The organism is Ferruginibacter sp. SUN106, from assembly GCF_050611765.1.
Classification (GTDB): domain Bacteria; phylum Bacteroidota; class Bacteroidia; order Chitinophagales; family Chitinophagaceae; genus Ferruginibacter.
In genome coordinates, this window is the sequence record NZ_JBODJC010000005.1 from 402,706 (window position 1) to 425,403 (window position 22,698).

Here is a 22,698-nt window from a genome sequence, read left to right on the forward strand (position 1 = left end):
ATTAATTCAATCAAATGAAAAACGGTTTTTCAGGAAATATAGCCAAAGGGTTTTTACAATCTAAATTAACGATACTGTTAATGATCGGCTTTTTACTCATAGGTGGCTATAGTACTTTTTTAATTCCAAGAGAAGAAGAGCCACAGATAAAAGTACCGATGGCGGATATTTTTATTGGCTATCCCGGCGCAGAACCAAAGGATGTGGAAACAAAACTGGCGGCCCCCATGGAAAAAATAATTTCTAATGTAAAAGGGGTGGAGTATGTGTATTCAACTTCTATGAAAGGGCAGGCCATGCTGATAGTACAATTTAAAGTGGGCGAAGATGTGGAGCGCTCATTGGTAAAACTATACAGCGAGTTAATGAAGAACATGGATAAAATGCCGCAAGGCGTTACTATGCCATTAATAAAAACAAGAGCTATTGATGATGTACCGGTGTTAGGGTTGACGTTGTGGAGTGAAAAATATGATGATTATCAATTGAAACAAATCGGGCAGGCATTAACTAATGAAGTAAAAAAGATAAACGATGTATCAGACATCAATATTTTAGGTGGCAGAAGCCGTGAAGTAAAAGTATTGTTGGATAAAAATAAGATGGCAGAAAATCATATCGATTTTTTATCTATCAGTAAACAAATACAGGGCAGTAATATGCAAATGCAAAGTGGCAATCTATTGCAGCAAGACACTGCCTTTGCTGTAGAAACAGGAAATTTTCTTAATAATGCTGATGATGTTGCAAACCTTGTGGTTGGTGTTAATCAGCAACAGCCGGTTTATTTAAAACAAGTAGCAAAAGTGGAAGATGCCCCTGAAACTTCTAATCAATATGTTTTGTTTGGCTATGGCAACGCAGATACTTCAAAAGCTAACGCCTTTAAATCAAATTATCCTGCCATAACATTAAGTGTGGCTAAAAAGAAAGGCGCAGACGCTATGAAATTAGCTGAGCAGATCATAAACAAAGTTGAACACCTTAAAAAAGAATTATTACCCAATGACGTACAATTAACGATAAGCAGAAATTATGGGGAAACTGCATCTGATAAAGTAGCTGAACTATTATTTCATTTATTCATCTCTATTGTAGTAGTTACTTTATTTGTAATGCTGGCGATGGGTTGGCGTGGTGGATTGGTTGTATTCTTGTCGGTGCCGGTTACGTTTGCATTAACGCTATTCAGTTATTATTTTATGGATTATACATTAAACCGTATAACCTTGTTTGCGTTGGTGTTTATCACTGGTATTGTGGTAGATGATTCCATCATTATTGCAGAAAATATGCACCGGCATTTTAAGATGAAAAAATTACCACCATTGCAGGCCGCTATCTATGCTATTAACGAAGTAGGTAATCCAACTATATTAGCCACGTTTACTGTTGTAGCGGCGGTATTGCCCATGGCATTTGTATCCGGTATGATGGGCCCTTACATGAGCCCGATGCCAATAGGAGCATCCATAGCTATGATGTTATCATTAATTGTTGCATTAACATTAACACCGTATCTCGGTTATATTTTTCTAAGAGAAAAAGAAAAGAAAGGTGGAAATCATAAAGAAGGTAAACCCATTACACTTGAAGAAAGCCGTATTTATAAAATCTATCGTGCCTTTATTCAACCCATGCTGGAAACACGTTGGAAACGCTGGACATTTATCATAAGTATTGTAGTGATACTATTAGGATCAATGATGTTATTCTATACCAAATCAGTAGCATTAAAAATGTTGCCGTTTGATAATAAAAATGAATTCCAGGTGGTAATTGATATGCCGGAAGGAACTACGCTGGAAAAAACACAGGCTGTTGCAAAAGATATTGCATCGTATGTATCTAATCAAACTTTAGTGGAGAATTATCAATTGTATGTGGGTACTGCTGCACCAATCAGTTTTAATGGATTGGTGAGGCACTACGATTTACGCAGGGGGGAAAATGTGGCAGACATACAAGTGAACTTGGTAGATAAGGGAAAGCGCAGTATACAAAGCCATGATATTGCCAAACAAATGCGTGGACCGATACAGGCCATTGCTAAAAAATATAATGCCAATGTAAAAATTGTGGAAGTGCCACCAGGGCCACCAGTATTATCAACCCTGGTGGCAGAAATTTACGGGCCTGATTATAAGGAGCAGATAAAAATTGCACAACAGGTAAAAATGTTGTTCAGCAAAACTGCTGATGTGGTAGATGCAGACTGGATGGTAGAAGATGATCAGCCGGAATATCATATTGAAGTGAATAAAGAAAAAGCGATACGTTATGGTGTTGCCACTGCCCAGGTAACAGCAACTATTAATGCAGCTTTATCAGGAATGAATGCAGGAAATATTTATCAGCCGGCATCGTATAATCAAACCGTAATTAAACTGCAATTATCTGATGCTGATAAAGCCGGCATGGAAGATATCCTTGACCTGAAAATTATTGGTATGCAGGGCAATGCAATACCAATAAGAGACCTTGTAACGGTAACCAGGCAGATCAAACAAAAAAGTATTTACCGTAAAAATCAAAAGGAAGTAGTGTATGTGCTGGCCGATATGTCGGGCAAATTGGAAAGCCCCTCTTATGCAATTGCCAATATCTCCGACAGTTTAAAAAATATTACCGTTCCTAAAGGATTTTCATTGAATGAAGAATATACCCATCAGCCCGAACTGGAAGATAACTATACCTTGAAATGGGATGGGGAATGGCAAATAACTTTTGAAGTATTCAGAGACCTGGGTATTGCATTTGGTGTGGTGATATTACTCATCTACATTTTAATTGTAGGATGGTTTCAAAACTTTACAGTGCCATTGGTAATGTTAGCTGCCATTCCATTATCGTTAATAGGAATTGTGTTAGGCCACTGGATGCTGGGTGCATATTTTACTGCCACGTCAATGATTGGTTTTATTGCACTCGCAGGTGTGATGGTTCGTAATTCGGTACTGCTGATCGACTTTATCAATATCCGGTTAAGAGAAAATATTCCTTTAAAACAAGCCATTATAGAAGCAGGTGCGGTAAGAACTACACCGATATTATTAACAGCAGGTGCTGTTGCATTAGGTGCTATCATTATTCTGTTCGATCCGATATTTCAAGGGTTGGCTATTTCTTTGATGGGCGGAACGATCACTTCTACCTTCCTCACTTTATTAGTAGTGCCTTTATTGTATTATAAAATGATGCGTAAAAAATATCCTGATAAATAATTTAAATCTTTTTGTATGAAATTTTTTATAGTAACCTGTTTAAAAGAGTACCAGGAAGAAGTAGTGAAAATATTTAAAGCAGCCACCATTAATGCTTTTAGTGCAACTGATATTATTGGTTTTAAAGACAACCAATCGCCTCGTCTTTTGGAAGAATGGTTTGCAAGCGGCGAAGAAAAATTTGATTCCACCATGTTGTTCAGTTTTACTTCAGCAGAAAATGCGATGCTGGCGATGGAGTTGATAAAAAAATTCAATGAGGCGAATGGAACTAATTTTCCTATAAGGGCATTTGTTGTTCCGGTTGAAAGATCGATTTATTAATTATAAAAATTAAAAAATGAGAGAAAGAATTGTTCGTGCTGTTGCCGGTGCTTTTGTTTTGATTAGTATTACCCTGTCGCACTACGTAAATAGCAATTGGATATGGCTGGCTGTTTTTGTGGGTGTTAATTTATTGCAATCTGCCTTTACTAAATTTTGCCCGCTGGAAATAATACTGAACAAAGCAGGGGTAAAAAAATAGCCGCTGAAAAAAAATTATCACTTGTTTATGCTATTGGGTAATTTTATGCTGTAATTAATTTTTACAGCAATGAACAACCTGACCAATTTTGAATCTGTTTTTGAACCGGCTCTGATAAAGGAAATGTATGAATCCGGGGAGATCAAACATTTTAAGGAAGGCGATATCATCATGGATTATGGCAAATACATCCGTATGATGCCATTGATCATCAACGGTACTATAAAAGTGTATCGCATGGATGAGAATGGCAAAGAAATATTGCTGTATTATTTATCGAGTAATGAAAGTTGTTCGATGGCATACAGTTGTTGTGTAGAAGCAAAAAAAAGTGAAGTGAAAGCCATTGCAGAAGATGATGTGGAACTACTGGCTATACCACATACCAAACTCGATGATTGGTTGTGTACATATCCTACCTGGAAAAACTATATCATGCGTAGTTTTAATGAACGCTTTTTAGAATTATTAAAATCTATCGAAAGCATTGCGTTTCATAAATTAGATGAACGCCTGGTCGCCTACCTGAAAGAGAAACAAAAATTAAGCGGCTCCAGTGTTATAAAAACATCGCATTATATAATTGCAGATGAATTAGCCACCTCAAGAGTAGTAGTATCCCGTTTATTAAAACAATTGGAAAATGATGGAAAAATATTATTGTACAGGAATGAGATAAAATTGATGAAGGGGTTTAATTAAAATAAAGATCATCGGCAAGATGTCAATACATCCACAGTAGCGAAATTTAATTATGAATAAGAAACAATATGTTGAATATATGTTACCTGTAATTGAATCAATATTGTTGGCTCAAGGTTTTATATTTAAAAAATCGAAAGATGCGTTTGAAAAAAAGACACTAAATGGATGGAGTAAAGTGAATTTTTATTTTCATCAATTTGGATTTGATAATAAAATAAATATTGATTTAGTATTAAGGATTAATGCGGTTCAGGATATTTTTGTAAAATATCATGACATAAATCCAGGCAATCATAAGGATACTGATTCTATTGGTTTTGTGCTTACAGACTTATTAAAACATGATCATAATGGATTTGCTTTTAAAACTGTAGGGGAATTGGATACAATCCTTAATGAAAAATTTATTCCTTTCTTACAACACGAGGTTCCTGTTTTGTGTAAAAAGTATAATGATATGGAAGGCATTTTTAGTTACTATTATACTCCTGTAAAAAAAATAGCGATTTTATGGAGCGCAAGTATGATGGGCACATAATGGCAGTGATTTTAGCGAAATTATTAAATCGTTCAGACTTTGAGGAAGTAGTTGCATGGGCAGAAAACGGGTTGAAAAAGTTACAACAAAAATGGCCGTCCAGTAATGAAGTAAAATGGTATGAAACTTTTTTCGACAAGATGGTTACAGACTTACGAAACGGGAGATAATCGGTACCTCGCCGTTGTTGTTGGCATCAGTGCCGGCGTGTAGTAGTATCCCGTTTATTAAAACAATTGGAAAATGACGGGAAGATCTTGTTGTACAGGAATGAGATAAAATTGATGAAGGGGTTTGGGTAAAGCAATTTTAAAAAAAGCACCAGCAAATGCCGGTGCTCCTAACTAAAACATAAAACAAAACTTTACTCCTTTATCGTTATCTCCACACCATCATTCCAATGTTTGTACTCCGGTGTATAATATAAATACGTATTGCCGGATTTGCCTTTGTAAGTACCGGGCACTTCTGCTTTTAAATCAAGATTGATAGTCTTAGTTTCATTGGGTGCAAAGCCCATCCAGTAAAACACTAAATAGTTATCAAAAATTTCATAGTATGCAGCCTGGTTTTTTTCCATCAGTTCTTTTAACTGCCAGGGTTGTGCAGCAAGCCCTGCAGGGATACCAATTTTTGCAATAGCCATAGGTTGCAGTGCGGCCCTGGTATTAGTGACTGCAATTTGCATACGTACAGTTTCACCCACTTTTGTTTCGGTTGTATTTAAACTGGTACGTAGTTGTAATTCTGCCTTTGCACTGTTAGGTGGTGTAAAAGTATTGTAGGCAACTTCTAAATTATAAGGAACGGTTTTATCTTTTTCCGTATAGTTTACTGTAAAATTATTATTGCCTTCCTGTACATTTTCTGTTATAGGTTTATCCACTGTAACAGTTTTGCTGTTGAGAGTAAAATTTACCGGTACATCTTCATTAATATGGCCAAGAAATTTAGAATACTCCACAATGGCTTTTAATGCCAGCACTGTGGATTGCGTAGAACCATAACCATAATAACTTTTCTCTCCCAGGATTCTTGAGATAAGATCTGACACTCTTCCCAACTGTGGTGATGGTGCTTTCATTAATGCTATGGCATACAAAGCGCAGGTTTCTACTCTTAAAGAAGCATCTCTTGAATTCACCACACTTGTTTCTGCATTAAAATTTACTTTTTCATATTGTTTGTTCAGTTCATCCATCAGCTGGTTAAATGCAACCGCATCTTTCATATTTTGTGCAGCAATCGCCATCATGGCTAATTGATAACCATCTTTACTTTCCAAAGCTTTTTGTACAGCTTTTTCATATTCTTTTTGAATTTCTTTTCCTATGCCTGCCTGCGTAAGTGCGTACACAATATATGTGTTGGCAATTTTATTGGGCACCGAAGCAAACTGGTCGTAGCCATGATTTTGGATGTTGAACGAACCATTTCCATCCCTGCGGCTGAGTAAAAATTGTTTGGTACGTTCCAGCATTTTTTTATCTACATCAATAAATTCCTGCATGTCGGTGAATTCCATTAATCCGTATGCAGTTAGTGCCTCGTGCGGAGGTGTGTGGCCAAACCATTCAAAACCATGTACGGATGTTTCAAAACCTATCAGTCTTTTATAACCACGTTCAATATAATCCAGTGCTTTCTGCTCGATAGCAGGATTGGATTTGCCGGACTCTTTTAAATATTTCAGGATATAAATATTAGGATAGGTACTGGAAGATGTTTGTTCAAAACAACCATAAGGTTCTCTCAGCATCGATTCAATACCATCTAATAATTGCCCTTCTATATTTTTTAATAATTTTAAATTAGCTTTTAGTGAACCTGGTATCATTTTATTAATAACAAAATTATGTTGTGCTGCTTTGTTACCGGAAAAAGTGGCAATAACAGGAAAGCCTTTTTCTGTAGCCACAACAGGTAATGAAATGGATTCATTATCATTAGCACCGGTAACAATAAATTGTACAACACCTTTTACTGCACCTGTTGCTTCGGCAGGGATTAATAATTGTAAAGCACTATCCTGTTTTATAGTAACGGTATTGGTATAACTGCTGTTTTTAAAATTAGCAGGGAACATAACAGAGATATTCAGTTGCATATTTTCTGCGCTGTTATTTTTTATCACCAATGGAATTAACGCTTTATCACCTACGGTTAAATAAGGAGGAATTTTTGCATCTACCTGTAATGCATTTTGTACTGCGTAAGTAGCTTCGGCTCTTCCCAATTTTCCATTGTAGCCAATACCTTCTGTAATAGCCCTGAAGGTGGTGGAGGCATCGGAGTTATAAAATTCCACAGCTGCTTTTCCATCATTGTCAGTTTGCACAACAGGGTTCCAGTAAATAGTCTCCCTGAAATCTGTTCTGTTGCTGGTTGCAGTGCTGGTATATTTCGGTGCATAAAATTTCCTGGCTGCTGCATACGCTGTACCCGTTGTATACACCTGTTGCGAAGTATAATAATAACTTTTGGTGAATTTAATGCCCATTCTTTCGTACCTGAATTTTTTAAGATCAACTATAATAACACCATTAGCAGCCCTGGCGCCATAGAGAGCAGTAGCAGAGGCATCTTTTAAAACCGTTACACTTTCTATATCACTGGTGTTAATGGTGTTGAGGTTGAGTTGTTCCATTGGAATACCATTTACCACAAATAATGGCGTATTATTGTTTACTGCAGCCATTCCCCTGAGTACAATTTTTAAATCGCCACCGGGGTTTGCATTACCACGTATTTGCACACCGGCAACTTTGCCTTGTAATGCCATACTCCAGTCGTTGAAGTTATTCAGTTCTTTTGCCTGTACAACCTGCACCGAACCTGTTATATCTTTTCTTCTTTGTGTGCCATAACCTGTCACCACAACTTCATTTAATGCCATGTTTTTATTAGGCATTGGCAGTGCTACATTTGCTTCCTCCTGTTTTTTATTTTCATTTTTTACAAGCGCCGGAGTAAATGGTGCAAGTGCTCCAAAATCCAAAGGCTTTGAAAGGAGTTGTTTAAAATCTTTTGTCTGCGTAGGATTATAACCTACACCATTTTGTAATACCTGGATATTTATTTTTTCTTTTTTATCAAAGGATTGTGCAAAGAGGTAATAATTTTTTTGCGGTTCCAGCTCCGAAAAGAAGAACATACCTTCTTTATCGGTTTGTATTTTAATGGCTTTACCACCAGGTACAGTGTTGATCAGAAACATTTTGGCCTGCACCGGTTGATTAGCAGTATTTACAATTTTACCACTTAAAATATTATACTGGTCGGGCAGGTATTTTAATTTTCTTTCGTTTTGTACGTACTCTATATAGTCGAAATAGCGGTAACCCTGGGTCAGCATCAGCAGGTCTAATGCAGCAACTGCTTTAGGTTCATCTTTCTTAAAATAAAATTGGGGCTCTTCAATTTTACCTTTCAGTTCGCTGCTTAGTAATAACCAGCTTAATATATGGTCTTGTTTGTCATCGGCAAATGTCCACAGTTTGTCATCTACCACAGCCAATGAAAAATTTGCAGGAACAGCAATGCCTTTTTCATCAACAGTTTTAATGGTCAGTAAAACTTTTTCACGGGGTAAATATTTTTGTTTGTCGGTAGTAATGGTTACACTCAGTTGTTTGTCTTCATTTAAAAATACCAGCCTTTCTGCTAAGGGTAGTTCATTGGTTTTGTACAAAGTAAATTGTGCAATACCAGCCGGAAAAATATTTTCATCGATACGGATCTCGTTTTCTCCTTTTAATAAAAAGATAGTCTGGGTATGGTAGTTAACAGATTTGGTACTGGCTTTTAATATCACTTCCATATCTGTTGCTGTATTCAGTAATACGGTAATTTTTTTATTGGCTTTTCTTACCTGCATTACCACACCATTGGCAGATGCAACAGGCAGATCGAATTGCTGTGCAATATTGGATGGCGAAGTGATTACAGCTTTATATACCTGCCCGGTTTGTGGCGTAAATAAAAATTTACCCATACCAAAATGATAACTTTCAAATGTGGTGACGGTATTGCCTTTACTATCGGTAACATAACCTTTTATATCAGCTGCTTTTCCATTTTCATTCAATGCTTTAAAAGCAATATAGTTGCTGATACCATTTACCAATGTACCACCTTCGGGCATAAACTGCAGGTCGATTGTATTCAACACAATAGGAATACTTCTTGAAATGGCTTCGGTGTATGCATCGTAATCAATGGTTACATTTAGTAATCCGTCTGTTGTAGCAAGATTACCGGGTAAGGAAAAATTAATGACTGCTTTTCCTTCGTTATTAGTTTTAAATGTTTGCGTACTGATGGCTTCACCACCAACAGATACTGTATATTTTCCCTGGTAATTGCGGATGGGTTCATTGGCAATACTACGCATAGAGAAATTGGCTTTTACAGCACTGCCTGCCCCATAACCTTTTTCCGGAAAATCTAATTTCAATAAAACTCTTGGTGCCAGCACTTTTTGTAAAGTGATCTCCTTTACAAAAAAATGGTTTTCATTTTCATTCATCATCCAGCTGGTGTAGGCTCTTATTTTATAGATACCACCAACAGCCAGTTCACTAAAATCAAAAGAACCTTCTGCATACCCATTGGTAACTTTAAAAGTTGATTTTTGTGCCACAGTGCCGGCGGGGCTTATCAACTCAACGTATACTACACTGCTTTGATAGCTCGGTGTCTGGTCCTGGGCCTTTACAAGGTATAACTTAAAATACACCACGTCGCCGGGTTTGTAAAAAACATGGTTGGTTTGAATATAGATTTTTTCTTTAGTGGCAGCATAATCCTGTGCGTTTACTGCATAAGAAAAAATAAGGGATAATAAAACAAGGATGCTATGGTATACATTTCTTTTTTGCATGGCATTAAAATTTAGTGGATACAGAAAAACCAATGGTGCGATAAGAAGGCATGTTGAAAAAATCAAGTCCTGATGTACCGGGTTGATCGTTCAGTAATTGATTAACATCTGCACCTTTGTATGCCGACCAGAGTATAATGTTGCTGGCGTATAGAGAAAACGTTAATTGCTGTAAATATTTTTTTATTTTAGGTTTATAAGAAAAGCTGATATTGTTCAACCTGATGCAATCTCCTTTTTGTATGTAGGATTCAGCAACACCGGTTGGCCCATAGCGTACCCAACGGTTTTGTTCTACCGGTAATGAAGGGTTGTAAAAACTTACAGGAATAGTATTAGGTTTACCCGAAACATCAACACCTTTAAAAATATAATTGGTGGTATTGCGCAATGCAGCTGAATTTTCTGATCTGCCATAATAATCTAACATGGCAGCAGTACCATTCCACATATCGCCACCTTTTCTCCATTCCCAATCTGCATTCAATCCGAAATATTTCCAGTTTAAGGTATTGGTCATTTTTATTGTAAAATCCGGAGTGGGATTACCAATAACAGCCGCTGTATTATTTACTTCAGGAAAACCATCTGCACCAATTATGATATTGTTACTGGCATCTTTTAAATAACTATTGCCAACAATTGCTCCCATTGGCGCATCTTTTACAATGGCTTTATGTACATCACTGAATCCTGCGATGGGGGTAAAATTGTAACCGTTTTTTACAGCGGTTACTTTGCTTTGGTATGTGGTAAACGAAAAACTGTTGCTGAATGATAATGCATTATTGCTGTTGTATTTGGAATAGAGGTCTACACCTACTTCTACACCACGGTTACGATGATCAGCCATATTTACTAATTGCAATTGACTGCCATTCATTACCGGGAAAATATCGTTATTGGTTTGGCGTGTGAAATAATCAACAGATAGTATGGCCCTGCCCTTGTAACTCAATTCAATTCCTGTATTGTATTCCTTGTTTTCAATTGCATCCAGGTTATCAAAACTATTTACTTCTGTAATTGGCAGGTGTTGCATTGCAGCAGTAGCTGCATATTGCACCGAAGTATTTTGTGCAAACGACTTGTTGATGGGTAGCTCATTATTGAAGCGGATATAACTGCCTTTAATTTTTGCGGACAAATAATCAATGCCAAAAATCTTACTATGCCTTGCATAAAATGCTACACCTGGCAGAAAAAAACTTTGCTGTGCAGCTGTATTGGAAGCATATATTTTATCCGATACAGTTATGGCTGATTCAAAATAATCAGCTGTAAAATTTTGTGTATAAGCAACAGAGGCATCGTGTGCTGTGCGTTGATAGCTGTATGCTGCCCTGCCTGTTGTATAATCAATAGCAGAGCGGTTATTGCTGTAAATATAGTTGGCAGATAAGCTACCCCTTAAATCATAGTTTTGGTTGTTAACAGGAAACTGAGCATTCAGATTTAAAAAATAATTAGCATCATGTGTATTGCGGTTTACTGCAATACCATTTTCAAAAAATGCAGTGCCTGGTTGGTAACCTTCATTGCTGTGCTGCTGAAATTTTTCAAACGATTGAGATAATTTAATTTTTTTACGCTCAAAATATCTTTCTACAGAAAAATCACTGGTATAATGCTGTTGTAAAAAATGGTTGTCATTATTTTGCAGTAAGAAAAAAGGATTATCTGCATACAGGTTATAACTTCTTTGCGATGCATTTAAAATATTGCCTTGCCTGTTATCAAAACTTACAGGGCTCAGCAAAGTATTCTGATACACCCTGTTTAAAAAACCATTACGGTTATTGTTAGAAAATTTTTCCTGGCGGTAATTGTAGCTGCCCGTTACAATAAATTTTTTAACGAGTGCTTCAGCCAATGCAGAAAAATTAGCGGCATTATTTTTATTGTGAATGATGATACTGTTATCATTGCTTTGCCCGGCTTTAATAGCAACGCTCAACAGTTGCTGGTAATTTTTCCGGTATGTACCGCGTAATGTGATAGTATTGGAAAACAAAGCTGCCGTACGAAAAATGGATGGGGTATAGATAAAAGCTTTTTGTCCATTACCCGTGCCGGCAGCTACAAGTTGTCCGTTTACATCATAGGGATAATTTGTTCCATTAAATTCAAGCGTATTCATTGCAGGCCCATAACTGAATAGCTCATTGGTATGTGGCCCCTGCCAGCTTAATTGTCCGTTTACAGAGCGGCCCTGCGCAAATTGTTGTTGTAAAACGGGTTGCTGATTACTATGCCGTATTGCCACTACAGATGAAAATGTGCCACCAAAATACAGGCCTTCATCAGTCAGTTGTTGCAAGGTTATGCTGTTGTCTTTTTTGGTGTGTATATCCCGTACCCAAAAATTTCCCCAGTAGTTATTATTACTAAAGCGCAATGCAGACCTGTCGATGCTGTTACTCGAATCAGCTATTTTATTTTTTTTTATCTGTAAAGAATCTTTGCTGATCAGAGCCTGGTAAGCATCTGACAGTACCGGTTTTACTTCCTGTGCTGCAGCTGTAACGGGCAATACTAATAATATAAGCAGTTTTAATTTCATCAGTTATCGTTTTTGGTATTAGGGTGTCGCTACGGTCTTTAACGGATGCAAAAAGAAAAGCGATTGCATAAAATATTTTTAACAAAAAAGAAAATGCACTGGTAGCACACTTCATGCAGTGATTTATTCAATTCATGCTGATCGATATGTAGCCTGAATAAAAGGGTCTCTACTTTCGTACCTGTTAAACACATAATGACGATGAAAAAGAAAATAGTAATTACGCTTATTGCAATAGCACCTTTATTTGCAACAGCACAATTGGGTGGGTTGATGAATAAGGTGAAGAATAAAGTAAACCAGAGAGTAGATAATAAAGTAGATAAAGCCATCGATAAAACACTGGATAAAGCAGAGGGGAAAAACACAGCTGATACGCCGCCTGCATCAACTGCAGGTGGTGCTGACGCTGCACCGGCAAAGGCAGACGCAGGCGTAAAAAGTTTTACGAAGTATGATTTTATTCCGGGAGAGAAAATTTTATACTATGATAATTTTGACCAGGAAGCGCTTGCAGAATTACCCACCGGATGGAACACCAACGGATCGGGTGAAGTGGTAACACTGGAAAAATTTCCGGGTAAATGGCTGCGGTTGCATAATCCATTTGTTTACCTCACCAGTAATACAAAAGAACTCACCGAAAATTATACCGCTGAGTTTGATATCATTCTCCAATTAAAAAATAATGGCTGGATGTACCCAACTTTTTCGGGTGGTTTTTTTGCCACCAATGGCGAAGGTGGTACGGATAATGTTTTTTTAAAAGACTTTAATAAATATGCAGCTGTAATGGGCACTATTTATCCAGCAGAAAATAGTGGCAGCAGGGTACAGTTAGAATCTTTTACTGATGCCAGAACATATTTTAAAAGTGAAGCCAAAATGTATGGCGACCTGGATAAATATTATGGCAGGCCGGTGCATGTGGCGATACAGGTACAAAAGCAACGTTTCAGGATGTGGATCAATGAAACCAAAGTTTTTGATGTACCTAAAGCTGTGGATACCGGTTATAAAATGAACCAGTTATTTTTTAAAGTAGGCGCCACCAATTATAAAGAAGAGCAGTATGGTATCTATATCAGCAATATAAAAGCCGCTACAGGTTTACCGGATACAAGGCATAAATTAATAGAGGAAGGAAAATTTTCTACCACCGGAATTTTATTTGATGTAAATGCAGCTACTATAAAACCGGAGTCTTATGGTGTGGTAAAAGAAATAGCAGGGGTATTAAAAGAAAACCCATCCATAAAAATAAAAGTGATCGGACATACCAGCAGCGATGGTGATGATAATGCCAATATGGAATTATCTAAAAAAAGATCGGCGGCTGTAAAAGATATGCTGGTAAAAGATTTTGGTATTGATGCAGCAACAATTGAAACTGAAGGTAAAGGAGAAACACAACCCGTTGCAGATAATAAAACCAAAGAAGGTAAGGCGGCAAACAGAAGAGTGGAATTTATTAAACTATAAAATTGTATAGAAAAGATAAACAGCTGTTATGATAAAGAAGATCATTTTTATTTTATTAATCTTTTGTTCTCAATATTCATTTGGCCAAACCCAGGCAGATACTTTACAGATACAACAAACTGCATTGAATTATATTGAAGGGTTTTACAATTCGGATGGACAACGGATGGCCAAAGCCATACATCCTGAATTAGTGAAACGCATAATAGTTACAGGAGATAATGGTGATGTAATGCTGAAAACTATCGGTGCATCAGAATTGATCTTCAGTACTAAAAAACATACAAATGCTGTTGATGAAACTAAGGTACCGTTTACTGCAACTGTAACTATACTTGATATCAGTACCAATATAGCAACGATAAAAATTACAACGAATAAATTTCAGTTCTTCGACTATGCTCATCTTGGAAAAACGGGCGGAGAATGGAAAATCATTAATGTGCTATGGGCAAAAAAAGAAAACTAAACTTAACATGCAGCTGAAGCTGAACATAAAATTTAGTATTGCTTTTATAAGCCTGCATTTTATAATGCATGAGTTGCATGAACTGGTGCATACTGCTGTGGGCCGGCTGATCTGCGGGTGTTGGGGGCAAAGAGATTTTAATGTGTGGCAGCTTTGCGAAGGTTGTATGGAAAGCCATTCCATTGCAGTGCTGGCGGTATTTGCAGGCCCCTTGTTTACATTTATGATGATATGGATTGGTGTTTATATTTTAAAGGCAGCAAGCACCAATCAACAAAAAGCATTCGGCTTTGCGTTTATTTTTGCCAACAACCCTTTTGCCAGGATTTTTACTGCAGCTATGGGAAAGGGTGACGAGGTTTCAGGATTAAACACCCTGTTACACAATCACACTCTTGCATGGGTTATAGGATTGGCGATCGTTTTATTACTCACTGTTTTTCCTTTATACAAAACGTTTACAATAATCAATAATAAAAAAAGAGCAGGGTATTTACTGCTCTTTTTATTTGCGCCCATGGTGCTGGACCTTGTTATTGTTTTTGGTTTAATGAATACACTCTTAAAAAAAGATATACTGAGTAGTTACTGGATATTAGGTTGCCCGGTATTGGTAACATTATTTACTACTTTGGTAACAATAGTCTTTATCAGCAATAGAAAATACATTTACACACTTACACAATAAAAGAATAACCGGTAAATAAAAAACCATTTACGCAACGTAAATGGTTTTTTTATAGCTGATGTCGTCCGGAATTTTTTTAAATACAATTCAGGTAACACTTTCTTCAACTCAACCACCGGCACATTGTTTCCGCAAGTATTCGTTGGCAATTTTGTGTAATAATCAATCAAAAAAAATAAGTCATGAAAAAACTAATTACAATTTTAGCTGGTATCGTATTATCAGCTTCAGCATTTGCTCAACTATCAATCGGGGTACATGGTACCGGTAATCTCAGCAGTGCAGCGCTTAATACAGATAATTTTATTCATCCTGTAAAAAAAGCAAGAGTATTATCCGGCGCAGGTATTGTAGTCAATTTTGCTGCCAGCGAAAAAGTCAGTTTACGAAGTGGTATTAATTTTTTACAGCATGGTGTAAAAATTACAAATTCTATTGAGAGCGACCCGGGTAATGGGTTTACCATCATAAAATTTGAAGGCACCACTGACCTGAATTACCTGCAGGTTCCTGTAAATATTTTATACACTATCCCTGTAAATAATTTTCAATTATTCGCAGGCGGCGGGCCATATTGTTCTTTTGGCATAAGTGGTAAAGTAAAATCTACTACTACAACAATATTTAATGGCACTACTGAAATTATAAAGAGCGAACAGGATGCTTTTAAAAAAGAAGCAGATAATGGTGCAGGTTTTAAAAGAGCAGATTATGGAGTAGGGGCTGTTGCAGGCATTATGTTGCCCAACAGGTTGTATGGCAATATCGGGTATCAATTAAGCTTTGCTAATATCGATGATGAAGAAGGAGGTAAATATAAAAACCGTGGGCTGCAATTAACTATCGGATATTTCTTCCAGGGTAGAAAATAAGAAGGTGATCTTTTACAGGCAGGAAGATTTAAATACTGCCTGTAATTTTTACTTCCTGCAATTCATGTTTGTAAAAATTCAATTCATTCATATGCCCGTTTTTAATCCCTTTCTTTTATATGAGTTTTGTTCTTGTAACATTATTTTTTAACAGCATTAAATTATTATGAAAAAGATAAAAAAAATATTAAAGTGGACGGGTGTTGTACTGCTGATCCTGGTATCGGGTATTGCGGTTGTAACAGCTTCCAGGCAAAATTTAAAATATGAAGCGCCTTATCCAAATATTCAAACTACTAATGACAGTACTGTAATAGCAAAAGGCAGGCATCTTGTAAATGCTATTGCACATTGTAACGATTGCCATAGTAAAGCCAATAACGATTCATTGATCAATCTTGGGCAGGATGTTTCTTTAAGCGGAGGTGTTGCATTTGAGTTGCCTGTTGGTACTATTTACTCTGCAAACATTACTTCTGATAGTACCTACGGCATTGGAAAATTTACTGATAAAGAAATTGCCAGGGTATTGCGCTATGGTGTGCATCCTGACGGATCTGCAGTATATGATTTTATGCCCTTTCATAATTTAAGTGATTCAGACCTTATCGCAGTACTGTCTTACCTGCGTATGCAAAAACCGGTAGCCATGCAAAAACCAGATAATAAATTGAATATTATGGGCAATATCGTAAAAGCATTCCTGATAAAACCTGTTGGCCCTTCTGAAACAATTCAGGCAACTGTACAACCAGACAGCACTGCTGACTATGGAAAATACCTGGTGTACAATGTGGGCAATTGTAATGGGTGCCATACACAAAGAACATTAAGTGGTGTATATACAGGAGAACCATTTGCAGGAGGTAACGAAATGCCAAATGGTATGGTTACTCCAAATATCACAACTGATAGCAGCGGCAGAATATTTGGCTGGAGCCAGGAAGCTTTTGTTAATCGTTTTCGTGCAGGTAAACTAATTCCGCAAAGTGAAATGCCATGGAACTCATTTAAAAGAATGAATGATGTGGAATTAAAAGCTATTTATAAATTTTTGCAAACTGTAAAACCGGTAAAAACAAAAGTGCGGAAAGGGTAACGCTTTCATCTTCTTCAAAAAATAACTCATGAAAAAATATGTATTTATCCTGGTAGCAACTTGTAGTGTACTAATTACAGTGGCACAAAATAAACCGGCGTTACCTGATATCAATAAGATGATGACGATGAGTCCGCAGGAGCTGGAGGCTTACAAACAAAAAATGTTGAAGCAGGCGAGCACACAGGCAAAACAAATTGCAGCAACAAATAATTTAAAGATCAACGAAATGCTGTTACCGGATTTTGAATTAAATCCACCGGTAAAAGACATTAAACGTTTGTCGTTGCTGCCGGTACAACCACCAACAATGATACAGTTGGCAGATGGTTTAAAAAAATCGATGCAGCAATTACAATCGGTAACACCCAAAGCAGTGCTGGATGAGGTAAAAACAATTACTACGCAACAAACGCCGGCACAGCAGCAAAGTTCTGCAGTGGCTGAATTTTATGCAGATAATCCAGTGCAGGCTTTACTCATTTCTATGAATGCTGCCTTGCAAAATCCCGGTGAAGTGGCAGGATGGAATAACCTGGCTGCATTATATAACATGACAGGATTGGAACACAAAGCGATTCCCATTTTAATGCATCACCTGGTACAGGAACCCAATAACAGTATGTTGCTGAATAATATGGGCCAGGCTTTTTTAGGCCTGGGTGATTTATCTAAAGCGGAAGATTTTTTACAGCAATGCCTTATACAGGATCCCCTGCATCCGGAAGCCAACAGAAGCATGGGCATGATCAGATTTTTTCAAAATCAATTTGAAGAAGGACAAAAATATTTTGAAAAGGAGCTGGAGGTAGCACACCGCCGCTCTACGCTGGCGAATTTAAAACGTAAAGGAATAAAAATTAATCTTGCTGCCATACGTAAAAGAAGAACGGGTATACCACACCGTGATTTTTTTGAGGAGATCGGTTTCTCAAAATTTGTATTGCCCGATCTTCCGGAAACAGCCGGGCAGTCGGCACAATGGCACGCTGATAATGCAGTGTATTTAAAATCGCTGCAGGGAGAATTACTTTTCTGGATGAATGCCGGAGAAATTACAGATGAGATAAGAAAAGAAGAAGGAAAAAGAGCGCCAGGTTTTTATGCAGATCTTGAAAGTGAACTGATGAGTGATCTGGGCGATGAGTTTGCACCTTTACTGGGCTTACTGCCAGAAGAGGAGTCGGGGCACCTGCAGGACATCATTACTAATTACTACACTAAATTAAATGAAATCAAATGTCCGCAACCGCCTAACATACCTGGGGGTGGAGAAGAGTTGATATTGGCTTACCAGCAGAAATGCTGCGACTTAAAAAAGCCCATAGCCGATGCCTATGTAAGTAGCCGCAATGCTTTTATCAAAAACAGGTATAACATAGTTAATACCCGTTGGAAAGAATACATCAATGCAATGATCAGTTATGTGCAATTGAATCCCACGGCAGGCAATAAAAAAATGGTGTACCATACAGTAGCAGAATACTTTGGTTTTATCGGTAATACTATTGCAACAGCAGTTTGCTTTGAAGATAATCCCGGGGGATGCATACCCGGGAAAATGACTTCAGAAGAGGCTGATGGTATCATTGCCGCAAGCCATAGTATTGATTTTAATTGCCCCAACTGGTTGAATATGGAACTGGATGTACAGGTAGCAAAAATAAAAGCTGACTGTTCTAAATATGCGCTTGAAGGGAGTGCTGCTGTTTTCAGGGGAGGTTACGAACATAATTTTAAAACCGGTACTTCTACATTATCAGCAGGGGTTGGTGTAAAAGCTAAATTCTTTGCAGGTGCAGGAGGTGCAGACATTAAGCAAATGGTGTACGTATCATTTGATAACAATAATGAGTTCGGTGATTTTGGTTTAAAGGGAACTGCATCTGTAAAAGTTGGCGATACACCGGCAGACATTGCAGGTGGCATTGCGAAAGTGGGTGGTATTGTAGCAGGTGTGGAAGGAGGATACACACTGGGGATTAATTCCGGATTTAATTCATCCGTTAAAGGAAAAGGTATCATTGCCGATTTTATTAAGATCGACAAATCTTTATAAACAACAATTACTACTGAAAAAACCTAAACAATTCATATCAATTTTAAAACAGTTTATACAAAACAGTATTTAATAACAGCGTAACCAAAAATATCTTGCAGCAGTTTCTTAAAAGTATAGTCATGAATTTTTTTTGAAACTACAGCATGTTTGTAAACAAAAAAATAAAACAATTAAAGAAGATGGAAATGAAAAAATTTATTTTATCTGCAGCAATAATAAGTGCTGCGTTATTCGGAGCCTGCCAAAAAAATAAAACGGCAACAACAGCATCTGCTGCATGTCCTGAAAACCCACGCACCACAGTTACTGCTGCTTTGCAGGGTAACTGGATGTACGGTAATTTTTCTATGACGGAATACTGGAATCAAAATCCCGGCGACTACCTGGGCAATGCATTGCAATTTGCTATTGCCTTTAAATTTAATGCAGATGGTACTTACGAACAGTATTTTACTTCCAGCAGCGTAAGCCTTGGTATCACTACCTACCAGCAATCGGTAACAAAAGGTACCGTAGTACTTGATGAGGCTACCAAAACCATTAAAACCTATGCCTGTTCTGCACATTATAAAAGAACAAGAAATGGCCAGACAGCAGAAGAAAGAGACCTGGCAAAAAATGAACTGACCTTACTTACAACTTATACCTACGCTACAGGCACAGAACCAGGTGGTACCAAAGCTATTTATCTAACATTACAGGGTACAACCAGCCCCCTTACATTTTTACAAAAATTTTAAAACATAGTATCATGAAAAAATATTTTTTTTCGCTGATGATAGCCATTGCATTTATCAGCAGTTCTTACGCACAGGAAATTAAAGCAGAAGCATCTAAACAATTTATGCAGATCACCACAGTGGAATCTGTTTTAGCAGGTGGATTAGGCAGATCAAAAATGATCATCACCAATCCTGATGGCACACAAAAAGATTCGGAGATGGAAAACCTCTTCAGTATGGTGGGTATCAATTTTAAAAATATTAAAGAGAACGAAGACAAAGTAGTAAAGACATTAAAAGAATACACCAACAATGGCTGGAAAGTGGAACATGTTACCTCTTTAACGCTTAGCCAGAATGATAGCGGAGCCGGTGGCATTTTTATGACCCGCTATTTATTATCTAAACCAGAAGATAAAAAATAAACTCAGCAGTTTAAAACACATAAATAAAAACAATGCAACAAAAAATAATTTTAGTAACCGGTGCCACAGGCGCACAAGGTGGTAGTGTAGCCAGAACCTTACTGGCACAAAATAAATTTGCTGTACGCATACTTACAAGAAATGCCAATACTGAAAAAGCAAAAGCTTTAAAAGAATTGGGTGCAGAAGTGGTAACCGGGGATATGAATGACATTGAAAGTTTAAAAGCAGCAATGCAGGATTGTTATGGCGTTTATGGCGTAACTAATTTTTGGGAACATTTTGAAAGTGAATACCAGCAAGGGAAAAACCTGGTGGATGCTGTAAAAGCAACAGGCATCAGTCATTTTGTTTTTCATACTTTGCCTGATTATAATAAATTAAGTAGTGGAAAATTTCCCACACCGCATTGTGATATAAAAGCTGCTTTACAGGAATATACAAAGCTGCTTGGTATTCCTGCCACATTTTTGCAGGTGGCTTTTTACTATGAGAATTTCCTGAATTTTTTCCCTTTGCAAAAAGCAGCCGACGAAACTTATTATTTTGGATTTCCCCAGGGTAATACCAGGCTGGCAATGGTAAGCGTGGAAGATATTGGTGGAATGGCGACCACAATTTTTGATCATCCTGAAGCGTACATTGACCGTACTGTAGGTGCAGTAGGCGCAGATGATACCTGCGAAAAATATGCAGCAGTAATGAGCAAAGTGCTGGGCAAAAAAATAAAATACAATTATATTCCACACGATGTTTATGCGGCATTCGATTTTCCTGCTGCAGGAGAAATAGCCAATATGTTTGAAGTTCAGAGATTATATATTCCCAACAGGCAGATAGATATGATTGAAAGCTACGGATTAAACCCGGATACGCTTACGTTTGAAAGCTGGTTGAGAGAAAATAAAAATAAGTTTGAAAAACATTTGACAATAGAAGAAGCAACCACTGTATAAATGAAAATTGCACCGTACCCATAGCAATTTGTGTTTGATTTTAATGCCGGCTTTTGCCGGCATTTTTTTATTGTATAAGTGATAATTGCTTTTCTCATTTCATACTGCCTTTCTGCCATTTCATACCATGCTGCATTGTATAGCGTGGCATTCAAAAATATCTTGCAACAGATTTTAAAACAACAGCTCATCATGAAAAATATATTCCTGTCAGCAGCCCTGGTTATTACAACAGCTTCGGCAATATTGATTGTTGCCCATGCTCATCAAGGACTCGTTAAAAAATATCCTGATTGGGATTTGAATTTTGATGCAGATACTATTACTAATCATTCAGCTGCTGATCTCATTTTAACACCATAATAAAATATTCAATCACTCAAAACTTTTAATTATGCCTAACAAATTTTTTATTCTTTCAGTTCTAACAGTAACTGTTGTGATGACTGTAACATCTTGTAATAATAATGCTGCTGATAGCGCTGCCAAATCAGGCAAAATGGATTCCACCGGAATGGTAGAACGTGGCAAATATTTAGTAAGCACTATTGGCTGCGATGATTGTCATTCACCTAAACGTATGGGGCCAAACGGGCCGGAGATAATACCAGAGTTGAGATTATCAGGCTTTCCTCATGATGGTAAGTTACCCCCGGTAGATACTAACGTAATAAAAAAAGGATGGGCAATACTGGCCCCTGATTTAACCAGCGCTGTGGGGATGTGGGGCCAATCTTATGCTGCTAATATTACCGGCGATGCAACAGGTATTGGCGCATGGAAGGAAGAACAATTTATAAAAGCACTGCGTGAAGGAAAATTAAAAGGCCTTGATAATACACGTCCCTTATTGCCACCTATGCCATGGTTTGCCTATAAGAATATGAAAGATGAAGACCTGAAATCCATCTTTGCTTATTTAAAAACTGTAAAGCCCGTGGAAAATATTGTGCCTTTACCTAAAAAATTAGCTGACTTGAAATAAAAAGAATTATGTTATTCAAGATTATTTTATTGATAACAATACTGTCTTATAGTGCAATAGTGGCGCAGTCTTTTATGTACATCATTGCATTAAAAAAAGTGCAGTATAAAATGCAGGCTGCATCCTATATTGAATTAAGAAAATTTCTGGATGCTGCTTTTAACGCTACCTATAAATTTGCGGTGTATGCGGCTTTACTCAGCAATATAGCCTTGCTGGTAGTGACCGGAAAAAATTATTTCAGTATATTTTTTGTTACTTCCTGCCTTGCATTTGGTGCACTGATTATGGATGTGTTGCTTGCACTAAAAGGAAATATGCCTATTAATAAGCAGATCAATACCTGGGCTGTTGATAGTTACCCCGAAGACTGGGCGGATTACAGAGCAGAGTGGCTGCAAATTTTTCAATACCGCCAGGTAGTAACTATTACAGGCTTTATCATATTACTTGCAGGGGTTGTATTCGGACTGTATTGACACCATAATAATTATCTGGAA

The 22,698-nt window shown here is 37.2% G+C and carries 20 protein-coding genes; 18 read left to right on the forward strand and 2 right to left on the reverse strand.

Features of this window, described 5'->3' with window-relative positions; all coding sequences use genetic code 11:
- Nucleotides 1–14 precede the first annotated feature (14 nt).
- From ACQ334_RS21195 to ACQ334_RS21220, 6 genes are all read left to right on the forward strand, one after another.
- On the forward strand, nucleotides 15–3,224 hold the full coding sequence (locus ACQ334_RS21195; protein WP_430990273.1) for an efflux RND transporter permease subunit: 3,210 nt from the start codon (nucleotides 15–17) through the stop codon (nucleotides 3,222–3,224).
- Nucleotides 3,225–3,239: 15 nt separating this feature from the next.
- Entirely contained in the window at nucleotides 3,240–3,548 is a 309-nt protein-coding gene (locus ACQ334_RS21200) for a hypothetical protein (RefSeq protein ID WP_430990274.1), read from the forward strand.
- 16 nt (nucleotides 3,549–3,564) lie between these two features.
- A complete protein-coding gene (locus tag ACQ334_RS21205) occupies nucleotides 3,565–3,750 on the forward strand; it encodes a YgaP family membrane protein (protein ID WP_430990275.1) in 186 nt (61 codons plus the stop codon).
- Between the two features lie 69 nt (nucleotides 3,751–3,819).
- Nucleotides 3,820–4,452, forward strand: a complete 633-nt coding sequence (locus tag ACQ334_RS21210; RefSeq protein WP_430990276.1) for a Crp/Fnr family transcriptional regulator — start codon at nucleotides 3,820–3,822, stop codon at nucleotides 4,450–4,452.
- A 52-nt stretch (nucleotides 4,453–4,504) separates the two neighbouring features.
- A complete protein-coding gene (locus tag ACQ334_RS21215) occupies nucleotides 4,505–4,993 on the forward strand; it encodes a hypothetical protein (protein ID WP_430990277.1) in 489 nt (162 codons plus the stop codon).
- Nucleotides 4,966–5,163: a hypothetical protein gene (locus ACQ334_RS21220; protein ID WP_430990278.1), complete on the forward strand. Its 198-nt coding sequence runs from the start codon at nucleotides 4,966–4,968 to the stop codon at nucleotides 5,161–5,163. Before ACQ334_RS21215 ends, ACQ334_RS21220 begins: the two co-directional genes overlap by 28 nt.
- A 194-nt stretch (nucleotides 5,164–5,357) precedes the next feature.
- On the opposite strand, the gene ACQ334_RS21225 is transcribed toward ACQ334_RS21220, so the two are convergent.
- Nucleotides 5,358–9,875, reverse strand: coding sequence for a TonB-dependent receptor plug domain-containing protein (locus ACQ334_RS21225; protein ID WP_430990279.1), 4,518 nt, complete (start codon nucleotides 9,873–9,875; stop codon nucleotides 5,358–5,360).
- A 4-nt stretch (nucleotides 9,876–9,879) separates the two neighbouring features.
- Nucleotides 9,880–12,438 carry a hypothetical protein gene (locus ACQ334_RS21230; RefSeq protein WP_430990280.1) on the reverse strand — a complete coding sequence of 853 codons (2,559 nt, stop codon included), beginning with the start codon at nucleotides 12,436–12,438 and terminating at the stop codon, nucleotides 9,880–9,882.
- Between the two features lie 201 nt (nucleotides 12,439–12,639).
- Between ACQ334_RS21230 and ACQ334_RS21235 the strand changes: the two genes are divergently transcribed.
- From ACQ334_RS21235 to ACQ334_RS21290, 12 genes are all read left to right on the forward strand, one after another.
- Entirely contained in the window at nucleotides 12,640–13,920 is a 1,281-nt protein-coding gene (locus tag ACQ334_RS21235) for an OmpA family protein (RefSeq protein ID WP_430990281.1), read from the forward strand.
- A 28-nt stretch (nucleotides 13,921–13,948) separates the two neighbouring features.
- Nucleotides 13,949–14,389, forward strand: a complete 441-nt coding sequence (locus ACQ334_RS21240) for a nuclear transport factor 2 family protein (RefSeq protein ID WP_430990282.1) — start codon at nucleotides 13,949–13,951, stop codon at nucleotides 14,387–14,389.
- Nucleotides 14,390–14,396: 7 nt separating this feature from the next.
- Nucleotides 14,397–15,077 (forward strand): hypothetical protein, encoded by a 681-nt coding sequence (locus ACQ334_RS21245; RefSeq protein WP_430990283.1) that lies wholly within the window; start codon nucleotides 14,397–14,399, stop codon nucleotides 15,075–15,077.
- Between the two features lie 182 nt (nucleotides 15,078–15,259).
- Nucleotides 15,260–15,949, forward strand: a complete 690-nt coding sequence (locus ACQ334_RS21250; RefSeq protein ID WP_430990284.1) for a porin family protein — start codon at nucleotides 15,260–15,262, stop codon at nucleotides 15,947–15,949.
- A 166-nt stretch (nucleotides 15,950–16,115) separates the two neighbouring features.
- On the forward strand, nucleotides 16,116–17,048 hold the full coding sequence (locus tag ACQ334_RS21255; RefSeq protein WP_430990285.1) for a hypothetical protein: 933 nt from the start codon (nucleotides 16,116–16,118) through the stop codon (nucleotides 17,046–17,048).
- A gap of 28 nt (nucleotides 17,049–17,076) precedes the next feature.
- The gene (locus ACQ334_RS21260) at nucleotides 17,077–19,107 is read left to right on the forward strand and encodes a tetratricopeptide repeat protein (protein ID WP_430990286.1); all 2,031 of its coding nucleotides are present in this window, start codon (nucleotides 17,077–17,079) and stop codon (nucleotides 19,105–19,107) included.
- A gap of 188 nt (nucleotides 19,108–19,295) precedes the next feature.
- Entirely contained in the window at nucleotides 19,296–19,850 is a 555-nt protein-coding gene (locus tag ACQ334_RS21265) for a hypothetical protein (protein ID WP_430990287.1), read from the forward strand.
- Between the two features lie 11 nt (nucleotides 19,851–19,861).
- Nucleotides 19,862–20,257: a hypothetical protein gene (locus ACQ334_RS21270; protein ID WP_430990288.1), complete on the forward strand. Its 396-nt coding sequence runs from the start codon at nucleotides 19,862–19,864 to the stop codon at nucleotides 20,255–20,257.
- Between the two features lie 32 nt (nucleotides 20,258–20,289).
- Nucleotides 20,290–21,213 carry an NmrA/HSCARG family protein gene (locus ACQ334_RS21275; protein ID WP_430990289.1) on the forward strand — a complete coding sequence of 308 codons (924 nt, stop codon included), beginning with the start codon at nucleotides 20,290–20,292 and terminating at the stop codon, nucleotides 21,211–21,213.
- A 192-nt stretch (nucleotides 21,214–21,405) separates the two neighbouring features.
- Nucleotides 21,406–21,576 carry a hypothetical protein gene (locus ACQ334_RS21280; RefSeq protein ID WP_430990290.1) on the forward strand — a complete coding sequence of 57 codons (171 nt, stop codon included), beginning with the start codon at nucleotides 21,406–21,408 and terminating at the stop codon, nucleotides 21,574–21,576.
- Between the two features lie 31 nt (nucleotides 21,577–21,607).
- A complete protein-coding gene (locus tag ACQ334_RS21285; protein WP_430990291.1) occupies nucleotides 21,608–22,198 on the forward strand; it encodes a c-type cytochrome in 591 nt (196 codons plus the stop codon).
- A gap of 8 nt (nucleotides 22,199–22,206) precedes the next feature.
- Nucleotides 22,207–22,677: a hypothetical protein gene (locus tag ACQ334_RS21290; protein ID WP_430990292.1), complete on the forward strand. Its 471-nt coding sequence runs from the start codon at nucleotides 22,207–22,209 to the stop codon at nucleotides 22,675–22,677.
- Nucleotides 22,678–22,698: the final 21 nt, after the last annotated feature.

Excerpts from the sequence above, each read along its gene's own strand:
- ACQ334_RS21195 (WP_430990273.1), top strand. The coding sequence starts at position 15 with ATGAAAAACGGTTTTTCAGGAAATATAGCCAAAGGGTTTTTACAATCT.
- ACQ334_RS21200 (WP_430990274.1), top strand. The coding sequence starts at position 3,240 with ATGAAATTTTTTATAGTAACCTGTTTAAAAGAGTACCAGGAAGAAGTA.
- ACQ334_RS21205 (WP_430990275.1), top strand. The coding sequence starts at position 3,565 with ATGAGAGAAAGAATTGTTCGTGCTGTTGCCGGTGCTTTTGTTTTGATT.
- ACQ334_RS21210 (WP_430990276.1), top strand. The coding sequence starts at position 3,820 with ATGAACAACCTGACCAATTTTGAATCTGTTTTTGAACCGGCTCTGATA.
- ACQ334_RS21215 (WP_430990277.1), top strand. The coding sequence starts at position 4,505 with ATGAATAAGAAACAATATGTTGAATATATGTTACCTGTAATTGAATCA.
- ACQ334_RS21220 (WP_430990278.1), top strand. The coding sequence starts at position 4,966 with ATGGAGCGCAAGTATGATGGGCACATAATGGCAGTGATTTTAGCGAAA.
- ACQ334_RS21225 (WP_430990279.1), bottom strand. The coding sequence starts at position 9,875 with ATGCAAAAAAGAAATGTATACCATAGCATCCTTGTTTTATTATCCCTT.
- ACQ334_RS21230 (WP_430990280.1), bottom strand. The coding sequence starts at position 12,438 with ATGAAATTAAAACTGCTTATATTATTAGTATTGCCCGTTACAGCTGCA.
- ACQ334_RS21235 (WP_430990281.1), top strand. The coding sequence starts at position 12,640 with ATGAAAAAGAAAATAGTAATTACGCTTATTGCAATAGCACCTTTATTT.
- ACQ334_RS21240 (WP_430990282.1), top strand. The coding sequence starts at position 13,949 with ATGATAAAGAAGATCATTTTTATTTTATTAATCTTTTGTTCTCAATAT.
- ACQ334_RS21245 (WP_430990283.1), top strand. The coding sequence starts at position 14,397 with ATGCAGCTGAAGCTGAACATAAAATTTAGTATTGCTTTTATAAGCCTG.
- ACQ334_RS21250 (WP_430990284.1), top strand. The coding sequence starts at position 15,260 with ATGAAAAAACTAATTACAATTTTAGCTGGTATCGTATTATCAGCTTCA.
- ACQ334_RS21255 (WP_430990285.1), top strand. The coding sequence starts at position 16,116 with ATGAAAAAGATAAAAAAAATATTAAAGTGGACGGGTGTTGTACTGCTG.
- ACQ334_RS21260 (WP_430990286.1), top strand. The coding sequence starts at position 17,077 with ATGAAAAAATATGTATTTATCCTGGTAGCAACTTGTAGTGTACTAATT.
- ACQ334_RS21265 (WP_430990287.1), top strand. The coding sequence starts at position 19,296 with ATGAAAAAATTTATTTTATCTGCAGCAATAATAAGTGCTGCGTTATTC.
- ACQ334_RS21270 (WP_430990288.1), top strand. The coding sequence starts at position 19,862 with ATGAAAAAATATTTTTTTTCGCTGATGATAGCCATTGCATTTATCAGC.
- ACQ334_RS21275 (WP_430990289.1), top strand. The coding sequence starts at position 20,290 with ATGCAACAAAAAATAATTTTAGTAACCGGTGCCACAGGCGCACAAGGT.
- ACQ334_RS21280 (WP_430990290.1), top strand. The coding sequence starts at position 21,406 with ATGAAAAATATATTCCTGTCAGCAGCCCTGGTTATTACAACAGCTTCG.
- ACQ334_RS21285 (WP_430990291.1), top strand. The coding sequence starts at position 21,608 with ATGCCTAACAAATTTTTTATTCTTTCAGTTCTAACAGTAACTGTTGTG.
- ACQ334_RS21290 (WP_430990292.1), top strand. The coding sequence starts at position 22,207 with ATGTTATTCAAGATTATTTTATTGATAACAATACTGTCTTATAGTGCA.